The organism is Flavobacterium sp. ACN6 (genome assembly GCF_002304005.1).
Classification (GTDB): domain Bacteria; phylum Bacteroidota; class Bacteroidia; order Flavobacteriales; family Flavobacteriaceae; genus Flavobacterium.
In genome coordinates this window covers 90,342-100,589 of record NZ_MRCQ01000017.1, presented here as the reverse complement: position 1 = coordinate 100,589, position 10,248 = coordinate 90,342, and the positions used below count along the sequence as shown (strand labels likewise).

Annotated in this window: 9 protein-coding genes; 6 read left to right on the top strand and 3 right to left on the bottom strand. The window is 33.6% G+C overall.

Annotated features, from left to right (window positions below; translation table 11 throughout):
* Positions 1-898 precede the first annotated feature (898 nt).
* Genes BSF42_RS20475 through BSF42_RS20465 form a run of 3 tightly spaced genes read left to right on the top strand, consistent with a single transcriptional unit; the run spans position 899 to position 2,799 of the window.
* A complete protein-coding gene (locus BSF42_RS20475; RefSeq protein WP_095954957.1) occupies positions 899-1,744 on the top strand; it encodes an alpha/beta fold hydrolase in 846 nt (281 codons plus the stop codon).
* 1 nt (position 1,745) lies between these two features.
* Positions 1,746-2,219 carry an RNA polymerase sigma factor gene (locus BSF42_RS20470; protein WP_095954956.1) on the top strand — a complete coding sequence of 158 codons (474 nt, stop codon included), beginning with the start codon at positions 1,746-1,748 and terminating at the stop codon, positions 2,217-2,219.
* Positions 2,206-2,799: a hypothetical protein gene (locus BSF42_RS20465; protein WP_095954955.1), complete on the top strand. Its 594-nt coding sequence runs from the start codon at positions 2,206-2,208 to the stop codon at positions 2,797-2,799. The genes BSF42_RS20470 and BSF42_RS20465 overlap by 14 nt, the downstream gene beginning before the upstream one ends.
* A gap of 71 nt (positions 2,800-2,870) precedes the next feature.
* Here the strand turns inward: BSF42_RS20465 and BSF42_RS20460 are convergent, their stop codons facing one another.
* Positions 2,871-3,272: an MmpS family transport accessory protein gene (locus tag BSF42_RS20460; protein WP_095954954.1), complete on the bottom strand. Its 402-nt coding sequence runs from the start codon at positions 3,270-3,272 to the stop codon at positions 2,871-2,873.
* Positions 3,273-3,441: 169 nt separating this feature from the next.
* Here BSF42_RS20460 and BSF42_RS20455 point away from each other — a divergent pair, with 169 nt between their 5' ends.
* From BSF42_RS20455 to BSF42_RS20445, 3 genes are all read left to right on the top strand, one after another.
* Entirely contained in the window at positions 3,442-5,430 is a 1,989-nt protein-coding gene (locus BSF42_RS20455; protein WP_095954953.1) for a sensor histidine kinase, read from the top strand.
* A gap of 15 nt (positions 5,431-5,445) precedes the next feature.
* Positions 5,446-6,075, top strand: coding sequence for a response regulator transcription factor (locus BSF42_RS20450; RefSeq protein WP_253251129.1), 630 nt, complete (start codon positions 5,446-5,448; stop codon positions 6,073-6,075).
* A 107-nt stretch (positions 6,076-6,182) separates the two neighbouring features.
* Positions 6,183-6,869 carry a zinc metallopeptidase gene (locus BSF42_RS20445; protein WP_095954951.1) on the top strand — a complete coding sequence of 229 codons (687 nt, stop codon included), beginning with the start codon at positions 6,183-6,185 and terminating at the stop codon, positions 6,867-6,869.
* A gap of 446 nt (positions 6,870-7,315) precedes the next feature.
* Here the strand turns inward: BSF42_RS20445 and BSF42_RS20435 are convergent, their stop codons facing one another.
* On the bottom strand, positions 7,316-7,786 hold the full coding sequence (locus BSF42_RS20435; protein ID WP_095954949.1) for an Lrp/AsnC family transcriptional regulator: 471 nt from the start codon (positions 7,784-7,786) through the stop codon (positions 7,316-7,318).
* Positions 7,787-9,489: 1,703 nt separating this feature from the next.
* Positions 9,490-10,239 carry a uroporphyrinogen-III synthase gene (locus BSF42_RS20420; protein WP_095954946.1) on the bottom strand — a complete coding sequence of 250 codons (750 nt, stop codon included), beginning with the start codon at positions 10,237-10,239 and terminating at the stop codon, positions 9,490-9,492.
* Between the last annotated feature and the right edge of the window lie 9 nt (positions 10,240-10,248).

The following is a 10,248-nucleotide window of genomic DNA, read 5'->3' as shown; positions in this document are numbered from 1 at the left end:
CTTTAATAATGCAAAAGTCCTTCGACTTCGCTCAGGATGACAACTGCACAAAAAAAATCCCAAACCCCAATCGTAAAATTGGAATTTGGAATTTATAATTTATCCCGAGGCTTCGGGATTGGAATTTCCCTCTCCATAATTGGAATTTGGAATTTTTTTACTTCCAGTTTGTCATCCTGAGGAACGAAGGATCACACTCGTGGATCGACAAAGATTGGCTGTTTTACTTTACGGAATTAATTTATTGAGTTTCCAGTGTGATCCTTCGTTCCTCAGGATGACAAAACTATGGCTGTAGATTTCTTTGTCGAGCTTCTAGTGTGATCCTTCCTTCGTCAGGATAACAAGATTGCGGTATTTCTTTGACTTTTTCCGCCACGAATTCAAATTGGAATTTGGATTTTTTTTAATTGGAATTTCCCTCCCCACAATTGGAATTTGGGATTTTTTTAATTCCAGTCTGTCATCCTGAGAAACGAAGGATCACACGCGGGGATCGACAAAGATTGGCTGTTTTACTTTACGGAATTACTTTATTGAGTTCCTAGTGTGATCCTTCGTTCCTCAGGATGACAAAACTATGGCTGTAGATTTTCTTTGTCGAGCTTCTAGTGCGATCCTTCCTCCGTCAGGATTGACGAGATTGCGTTATTTCTTTGACTTTTTCGCCCCGAATTCAAATTGGAATTTGGAATTTATCCCGAGGCTTCGGGATTGGAATTTTCCTCACCATATTGGAATTTGGAATTTATCCCAGGCTTCGGGATTGGAATTTCCCTCCCCATAATTGGAATTTGGATTTTTTTTATTGAAATTTTCATTTCCGTTGTAACATTTTAATAGTTCTCGTATCCAAAGGGCGGATCCGATTAAATTAACAACTTAAAACTATTAAAAAATGAAAAAGTATATTTTAATTATCGCCCTTTTATTTTCTGCATTATGTATCAATGTTTTTGCACAAACAAAATCATATCCTTTCGAAGTAATTAAAACAGGAAAAGGAAAACAATCCATTATATTCATTCCTGGATTTGCTTCTTCAGGAGATGTTTGGAACGACACCAAAGCGGCATTCGAAAAAGATTTTACTTGTTATACGCTTACAATGGCCGGATTTGCCGGAGTAAAACCACAGCCAAATCCTTCTTTTGAAAATTGGAAAGCGGGAATCGCCAATTATATCAAAGACAATAAAATCGAAAAACCAATTCTGGTTGGCCACAGTATGGGCGGCGGACTTGCATTGGCAATCGCTTCAGATTATCCGGAATTAATTGGTAAAATAGTCGTTGTAGACGCACTTCCGTGTTTGGCAGCTTTGAGTGATCCTTCTTTTAAATCAAAAGAAAATAATGACTGTTCTCCGATGGTAACTCAAATGGCAGCGATGAACGAAACGCAGTTTTATGATATGCAGAAACAAACCATGCCAAGACTTTTGCAAGATACTTCAAAACTAGAAATGGTTGTGGACTGGAGTGTAAAATCTGATCGTAAAACTTTCTCAGAAGTATATTGTGATTTCTTTAATGTTGATTTAAGAGAAAGAATTGCGACTATAAAATGTCCTTCATTAATTTTATTAGAATCTTATTTTATAAATTTAAAACCGGCAATTGAAGGGCAGTATGAAAAGCTGAAAACAGCTAAATTTCAATATGCGGGTAAAGGTTTGCATTTTATAATGTATGACGATAAAGAATGGTATTTGGCACAATTAAATAATTTTATAAAATCTTAAAATGGAATTCGAAGATATCTATAAAACATATTGGGAACGGATTTTCAGGCTTTGCATGGGTTTTGTAAACGATTATGATGCAGCGCAGGATTTAACCCAGGAAACGTTTATAATTGTCTGGCAGAAGCTGGAAACTTTTAGGAATGAATCTTCTATTGGAACCTGGATTTTCAGAATTGCTTCTAACAATTGCTTGAAACAGATTGAAAAACAAAAACGTTTTCCGAAATCAGATCTGCCTGTTCACCTTTCAGAAGAAAAGCAAATTTCATTAGAACCTCAAATTCAGTTTTTATACAAATGTATTGCTGCATTACCAGAAACGGAACGTATCATTATTTCGCTGGAATTAGAAGATGTAAGACAGTCAGAAATTGCCAAAATCGTGGGACTTTCTGAAGCAAATGTAAGAGTGAAAATTCACAGAATTAAAGAAAAATTGACTCAAAAATTTAAAGAAAATGGACAACAATAATATAGACTTCAAAGATTTATGGAAAAAACAAACCGTAAGTCAGCCTAATATCGAAGATTTGATGGCGAGATTAAGACAGTTTAAAAAATCGGCAGTTCGCGGCTTATGGGTTACTAATATTCTGCTTTCAATAACCTCTGTATTTATTATTTTTATTTGGTGTTATTTTCAGCCTCAGTTTATTTCGACAAAAATCGGAATCGTTTTGGCAATCTTGTCCATGGCGTTTTATTTATTTTTTTATAACAAACTAATGAATAAATATAAAAATATAGATACCGATCAAACCAATCACGAATATTTACAGCAATTGATTGAGATTAAAAAGAAACAGAATTTTATGCAGTCCACAGTATTAAGCTGGTATTTTGTACTGCTGATGGTGGGAATCTGCTTGTACATGTATGAATATGCTTCCAGAATGACTGTTTTATATGCTTTGATTGCCTATGGTGTTACGCTGCTTTGGATTGGTTTTAACTGGTTTTATATTCGTCCGAAACAAGTTAAAAAACACCAGGAAAAAATAAACAGTCTGATTGCAAAGTTTGAAGAAATCAACAATCAGTTAGAGTTATAAAAAAGAAGCTTCGCAAAATTGCGAAGCTTTACTTTTACCAAAAACAAAAATTTAAATTCTAATACTAAGATTTATTGTGGGAAAACATAAGGTGTAAGCGATAATACGATAATTCCTTCACTGTTTGCTGTTGCAGTTAATTCATTTTCTAATTTTCCGCCAATGTAAATTTTTCCAGTTAGTGTTTGTCCTGCAGAACCTCCGTATCCACTAGCGCTTAATGTTGCTCCTAAAGATTTTGCTTCTGCAGTAAACTCTTTAGTCCAAGGAAGGCTGGTAATGTCTTCGTTTAAAGCATTTCCGCCTTTTTCAAAATAAGTAGCAGATGTTTTTCCAGTATAATTTCCAGTTATTTCATATTTCACGTCTCTTGAACCGCTTCCTGATCCATTATCGTCGTTGTCGCTGCTGCAAGAAACTGCTGTAAAAGCAAGAGTCAATACAATTGCTAAAGTTTTTAAAATCGATTTCATAATAAAATTCTTTAATTAAAATTCATAGTTAAACAAAATTAGACCCTTACTAAATAGATATCAATACCTGATAAAATGTATTTTTTTTTACCTGATATCAGGTAAAAAAGGTTATTTTTTTTTCGAAAGTCATTAAGCTTTAATAACTTTGAGTAAATGCCCCCCATTTATGAAGAAAATCTACGCCTTTTTATTTTGTTTATCTTTTTCAATTGTTTCCTATTCTCAGGTCATTCTTTCATTAGATGATGATACCGTTTACATTGACAGTATTGTTAAGTTGACAAAAAATGTAAAGTCGGATAGTATTAAAAGTTTGAATAGTTTCCGATTGTCCAAATTGTTTTTAATGGTTCAGGATGCAAAAAGTTCTAAGGAATATCTGGAACAAGGAAATCGATTAAAAGTAAAATCTCCATTCTTAAAAGATGCATCTCTTTATTATAACGCTTATAGTTTTGTTGAAAAAGGTGATTTAGATGGTTTTGAAAAAGCTTTGTTAGAAGCCAATGAAAAACTTAAAAAATACCGTTACAAAGAAGCCTACAAACTTCGGGCTGTTATACTTCAGAATTACGGTATTATGCAGCAACGGAAGAATAATGAAAATGGGTATATGCGATTGCTGGTAAATGAAGCAATTCCTATTGCTAAACGAAGTGGCGATTTTGAATTAATCAGTGGTTTGAATAAAGCGGTTGCTATTATTTTTATGAATAATGGCGAAAGGGAAAAAGCGGCGGAATATCTGGATCAAGCCCAGAAATATATCGAAAATACCACTAAAAAATCGGCAACGCTGGGAGAGTCCAAAATGGAAACTTATATTATTAATGCCGAGAATTTAGTAGAACTCAAGCATTTTTATGATGCAAAAAGTATTTTGGATAAAGCTTTTTTAATTTTAAAAAAATATCCAGAGTCCAATTTAAATGATTCTTATTTCTATTCAGAAGGACTTTATTTTGCCAGACAGAATAAGCACAGCGAAGCGCTTATTAGTTTTGAAAAAGGAATCATTTCGGCCGCAAAACACAGTAATTTCATCGCATTAAACCGATTGAAATTTGCGGAATATGAAGTGCTTTTTAAACTCAAAAATTACGATAAAGCAAAAGCCAATTTGGAATATTTAGTAAAAAACACTCCATTTATTATCGACAAGAAGAATTACTACAAAGAATTGTCTAAAGTTTATAATGCGACAAAAGAATATTCCAAAGCCTATTTTTATTCGCATAAATACAATGTTATAAATGATAGTTTAAACGATGCCAATTTAAAAAACGAAATTGTAGAACTAGAAGCAAAATACAAGAAGGCGGAAAGCGAGAAAAAGATTTCCTTGCTGCAGTCCGAGAATGAAAAGGCAGTTTTACAAGTCAATAATAACCGATTAAATTCAATGCTTTTTGCGGTGCTTTCATTTCTATTGTTTTTAACCGTTTTGTTTTTATGGCTTTACAGTAATTATCAAAAGAAATTAAGTTTTCAGAAAGAGGTGAATCTGCAGCAAGAATTAAATGCACTAGAAAATCAGCAGAAGCTTTCTATTTCAAATGCGTTGATTCAAGGTGAAGAAATCGAAAGAAAAAGAATCGCAAGAGATCTCCATGACGGATTAGGAAGTATGCTTTCTGGTCTAAAAATGCATTTGAACCTTGCAGATCGCGAAAATCAGGAAAACAGGCCCAATATTAATGAGATGCTCAACGATTCGATCAAAGAACTTCGTAATATCTCTCAAAATTTAATGCCCGAAAGTTTAATGAAACTGGGACTTGAACATGCATTAAAAGATTTGTGTGTCTCGCATTCCAATTCAGAAACTACGGTGGAATTTCAGTATTTAATTAAAAAAGCAAAACTGCCGCAACATCTTGAAATAATGATTTACAGAATTATTCAGGAACTTTTAAATAACTCTTTGAAATATGCAAAAGCATCGCAGATTTTGGTTTCCTGTTCGCAGAATAAAGATGTTTTTTTTATCACTGTAGAAGATAACGGCGTTGGATTTAATGTAAAACATGCCGAAAAACGAGAAGGCATGGGACTCAGAAATATAAAAAACCGTGTTGCATTTCTAAATGGTAAATTAGAAATAGATTCGGTTATAAATAAAGGAACTTCAACTTATATTGAGTTGAAGATATAACTACAGACTATAAAAATGACATATAAAACAGTAATTGTAGACGATCATCCAATTGTGATTTCGGGAATAGCGGGATTATTATCGGAATTGGATACTATAAAAATCGTAGAAAAATTTGAATCGGGTATAAAGCTTTTAGAATATATAGAAGATAATAAAGTCGATCTAATTTTAATGGATATTTTCCTGCCGGTAATAAATGGAGTTGATTTATGTAAAACGATTAAGCAAAAGCATCCTAAAATTGTTATTATCGGCATGAGCAGTCAATCTGAAAGGAGTTTGGTGATGCAGTTTATTCAGAATGGCGGAAATGGTTATATTTTAAAAAATGCTTCTTTTGATGAATTTAAAAACTGCATTTACAAAGCTATTGAGGGCGAAATTGTTTTTAGCGAAGAAGTAAAAACGATCATCAGTCAGCCCTTGTCTGAAGATTTGGAACGTATTCCTGCTCTAAGCAGGAGGGAACGTGATATTGCTTTATTGCTTTCGCAGGGAAAATCGACTCAGGAAATTGCAGACGATTTGTTTTTGAGTTTTTTAACCGTACAAACACACCGACGCAATATCCTTCAGAAATATAAAATGAAAAATGTAGCAGAATTAATTGCTTTCCTGCTCAAGAACAATATGTTGAATTGAGACAAAATGGACATAAAAATGCCAAAATGACATTTTGTTAAATTGGTTCGTATTTTGCTGTTTGTTTTGTAACTTTAAATATTAAATCAAAAAAAAACAAAAGAAATATGGGATCTGGATATCTAATTATTGCTGGAGCTATAATGTTGTTCAGCTGGCTGGTAAGCTCTCAATTGAAGAGTAAATTCGAATTGTATTCAAAATTACAATTAAGAAACGGTATGAGCGGCGCCGAAATTGCCGAAAAAATGCTTGCCGATAACGGAATTACAGATGTACGTGTTATTTCGACACCAGGCCAGTTAACAGATCATTATAATCCTTCAGATAAAACAGTAAATTTAAGTGAAGCAGTTTATAACCACCGTAATGCAGCTGCAGCTGCGGTTGCAGCACACGAATGTGGTCACGCCGTGCAGCATGCAATTGGTTACGAATGGCTTACAATGCGTTCGAAATTAGTACCGATTGTAAGTGTCGCTTCGAATTATGTACAATGGATTTTAATTGCTGGAATTCTTATGATTAAAGTTTTTCCTCAATTATTATTGGTAGGAATTATCATTTTTGCAGCTACAACTTTGTTTTCGGTTATTACACTTCCAGTAGAGTATGATGCAAGTAATCGTGCTTTGGCTTGGTTGGAAAATAAACATATGCTCACACAAGAAGAGCAAGCGGGTGCAAAAGATGCTTTAAAATGGGCAGCAAGAACATATGTGGTTGCTGCAATTGGTTCTATAGCAACGTTGTTGTACTATATCTCAATTTATTCTGGAAGCAGGAGGAACTAAAGATTTAGAAATTCCAATTTTTTAAACTCCAAATTCCAAAGCTGGAAATTAAATAATAAACCCGACAGGTTAAAAAACTTGTCGGGTTTATTATTTTATTGCTATTCATTTAATTTTAATAAAAGAAAAAGTAAAATCCAAAGTCCTGCAAGAGTATAAATGGAATTAAGATATTGTTTGTCTTCAGATTTATATAATTTGTAAAAAAGAGCTAAAGTGTAAATTACGCTTATTGGGATGGCAAGAAAAAAAAGAAATGCTCCAGTTCCAGGTGCGCAAGGGCCACCAGGGTCAATTTTGGTGCAAATAAAAGTTATAATGAAATAGGTTATAAAAAAGAATAACGTTTTGTATTCAGATCGAATGTTTAGCATGAATTTATAAGTTCAAGTTTTAATTTGAATTTGGAATTTCTCTCGACGCTTCGGGATTAGAATTTTCTTTTTCTAAAGCTGAATTTGTCTATCTATTTGCTGATCCAGCGAAATAAAAGTCTCTGTTCTTGAAACCCCTTCTATAGCTTGAATTTTTGTATTTAAAAGCTGCATCAAATGTTCGTTGTCGCGACAGATGATTTTAATTAATACAGACCAGTTTCCTGTTGTATAATGACATTCTAAGACTTCGGGAATTTTTTTTAAATCTTTAACGGCTTCAGAATTTCGGGAAGCTTTGTCTAGGTATACACCGACAAATGCCATGGTGTTGTAACCCAAAACTTTTGGATTAACGGTAAATTTAGATCCTGAAATAACGCCGGATTGTTCTAGTTTTTTTAATCGCTGATGAATTGCGGCGCCGGAAATTCCGATTTTATTGGCAATCTGCAAAATTGGCTTTCGGGCATCTTCCATCAAGTAACGAAGGATTTCCTTGTCGATACCGTCAATTTCAATTAAGAGGGAGTTGATTTTCATAACTTATAATTTGAAACTATTTATTGTGATTTGGGTTTAGAATAGAAATCAAATGTAGTTAAAATGCTGTGAAAAAGAAAATTCCAAATTTTGAGAATTTAAATTCCAATCCCAAAGCCTCGGGAGAAATTCCAAATTCCAATTTTATCCTGAAGCTTTGTATCAAATTCAAAATATAGTCCATGGTTTCAACCGTGGGAGGCTAGTGAAAAAGAAAATTCCAATCACGAAGCCTTGGGGGAAATTCCAAATTTCAATTTTATCCTGAAACTTTGTATCAAATTCAAAACATAGCCCGCGGTTTCAACCTTGGGAGGAGTGAAAAATAAAATTCCAAATTCCAATATTTATTCGGAAGCTTCGAATCCAGTTCTAAGAATATAGCCCATGGTTTCAATCACGGGTACACAATTCAATTTCACAATTGGGATATTGTTAATTAGATATAATTCATTCCATAGGAATGTCTCCTCGGTAGAACTAAATTAGAATTATAAATTTACGTTCCGTAGGAACGTTTGATAAGAGAAGGGTTTATTTTTTCGTGCAAACAAGTGTCCCTACAGGACACGTACGAAACAAATCCATTTTATTCTACCAATGAAATATTCCTATGGAATATAAATTGAATGTAGAATTGGAGTTGGGTTTTAGGAATCCAAAATTCCAAAAACATAGCCCGCGGTTTCAACCGTGGAAAGCTAATGAAAAATAAAATTCCAATCCCGAAGCTTCGGGAGAAATTCCAAATTCCAATTTTTTCCTGGAGCTTTGTATCAAATTCAAAATATAGCCCATTGTTTCAACCAGGGATACAATTCGATTTCACAATTGGGATATCGTTAATCAGATACAATTCATTCCATAGGAATGTCTCGTCGGTAGAGCTAAATTAGAATTATAAATTTACGTTCCGTAGGAACGTTTGATTAAAGAATGTGTATATTTTTGTGCAAACAAGTGTCCCTACAGGACACGTACGAACATTTCCATTTTATTCTACCAATGAGATATTCCTATGGAATATAAATTGAATGTAGAATTTGGGTTGGGTTTTAGGAATCCAAAATTCCAAAAACATAGCCCGCGGTTTCAACCGTGGAAGGCTAATAAAAAAGAAAATTCCAATACCGAAGCTTCGGGAGAAATTCCAAATTCCAATTTTTTCCTGGAGCTTTGTATCAAATTCAAAATATAGCCCATTGTTTCAACCAGGGATACAATTCGATTTCACAATTGGGATATTGTTAATCAGATATAATTCATTCCATAGGAATGTCTCGTCGGTAGAACTAAATTAGAATTATAAATTTACGTTCCGTAGGAACGTTTGATTAGAGAAGGGTTTATTTTTTCGTGCAAACAAGTGTCCCTACAGGACACATACGAAACAAATCCATTTTATTCTACCAATGAAATATTCCTATGGAATATAAATTGAATGTAGAATTTGGGTTGGGTTTTAGGAATCCAAAATTCCAAAAACATAGCCCGCGGTTTCAACCGTGGAAGGCTAATAAAAAAGAAAATTCCAATCCCGAAGCCTCGGGAGAAATTCCAAATTCCAATTTTATCCTGAAGTTTTGTGTCAAATTCAAAATATAGCCTTTGGTTTCAACCACGGGTATTAAAAAGAAAAAAATCCAAAACCCAAGTGATTAAGTTGGAATTTGGATTTTAAAAATTGTATATTTTTGAAGGTTTTATTTTCCTTTGTTTGCCTCGGCAACGTATTTTTCTAAAGCCATTGTCATAGAAGGAGTTTCAGGAGTTGGAGCAAGAATATCGATTCTTAAACCATGATCTAAAGCCTCTTTCTGAGTTGTGCTTCCAAATACCGCGATTCTGGTATCATTTTGTTTGAAATCTGGGAAATTCTTAAACAAAGATTTAATTCCGGTTGGGCTGAAAAAAGCTAAAACGTCATAATAAACATCAGCTAAGTCAGATAAATCACTCATTACAGTTCTGTAAAAAATAGCTTGTGCCCAATCTACTTTAAGATTGTTTAATGTTACAGGCGCATCTGCATTTAATTGATCAGATGCAGGAAGTAAGAATTTCTCGTCTTTGTACTTCTTAATAAGCGGAGATAAATCTGCAAAATCTTTTGCTCCAACGTAAATTTTACGTTTTCTGTACACAACATACTTTTGAAGGTAAAACGCAACAGCTTCAGATTGACAAAAATACTTCAATCCTTCAGGAACTTTGTAACGCATTTCATCAGCAACTCTAAAAAAATGATCTACAGCATTTCGACTTGTTAAAATGATCGCAGTGTAATGATTAAGATCGATTTTTTGCAATCGAATCTCTTTTGCGCTAACCCCTTCCACATGAATAAATGGTCTGAAATCAATTTTTATTTTGTGTTTTTGTTGGAGCTCAAAGTAAGGAGAATTCTCCACTTTAGGTTCAGGCTGTGACACCAAAATTGTTTTCACTTTCATATTATAAAC

What these genes read in the sequence shown, in the direction of transcription:
- BSF42_RS20460 (WP_095954954.1), bottom strand. Translation starts at nt 3,272, where the DNA reads ATGAAATCGATTTTAAAAACTTTAGCAATTGTATTGACTCTTGCTTTT.
- BSF42_RS20465 (WP_095954955.1), top strand. Translation starts at nt 2,206, where the DNA reads ATGGACAACAATAATATAGACTTCAAAGATTTATGGAAAAAACAAACC.
- BSF42_RS20455 (WP_095954953.1), top strand. Translation starts at nt 3,442, where the DNA reads ATGAAGAAAATCTACGCCTTTTTATTTTGTTTATCTTTTTCAATTGTT.
- BSF42_RS20435 (WP_095954949.1), bottom strand. Translation starts at nt 7,786, where the DNA reads ATGAAAATCAACTCCCTCTTAATTGAAATTGACGGTATCGACAAGGAA.
- BSF42_RS20445 (WP_095954951.1), top strand. Translation starts at nt 6,183, where the DNA reads ATGGGATCTGGATATCTAATTATTGCTGGAGCTATAATGTTGTTCAGC.
- BSF42_RS20470 (WP_095954956.1), top strand. Translation starts at nt 1,746, where the DNA reads ATGGAATTCGAAGATATCTATAAAACATATTGGGAACGGATTTTCAGG.
- BSF42_RS20420 (WP_095954946.1), bottom strand. Translation starts at nt 10,239, where the DNA reads ATGAAAGTGAAAACAATTTTGGTGTCACAGCCTGAACCTAAAGTGGAG.
- BSF42_RS20475 (WP_095954957.1), top strand. Translation starts at nt 899, where the DNA reads ATGAAAAAGTATATTTTAATTATCGCCCTTTTATTTTCTGCATTATGT.
- BSF42_RS20450 (WP_253251129.1), top strand. Translation starts at nt 5,446, where the DNA reads ATGACATATAAAACAGTAATTGTAGACGATCATCCAATTGTGATTTCG.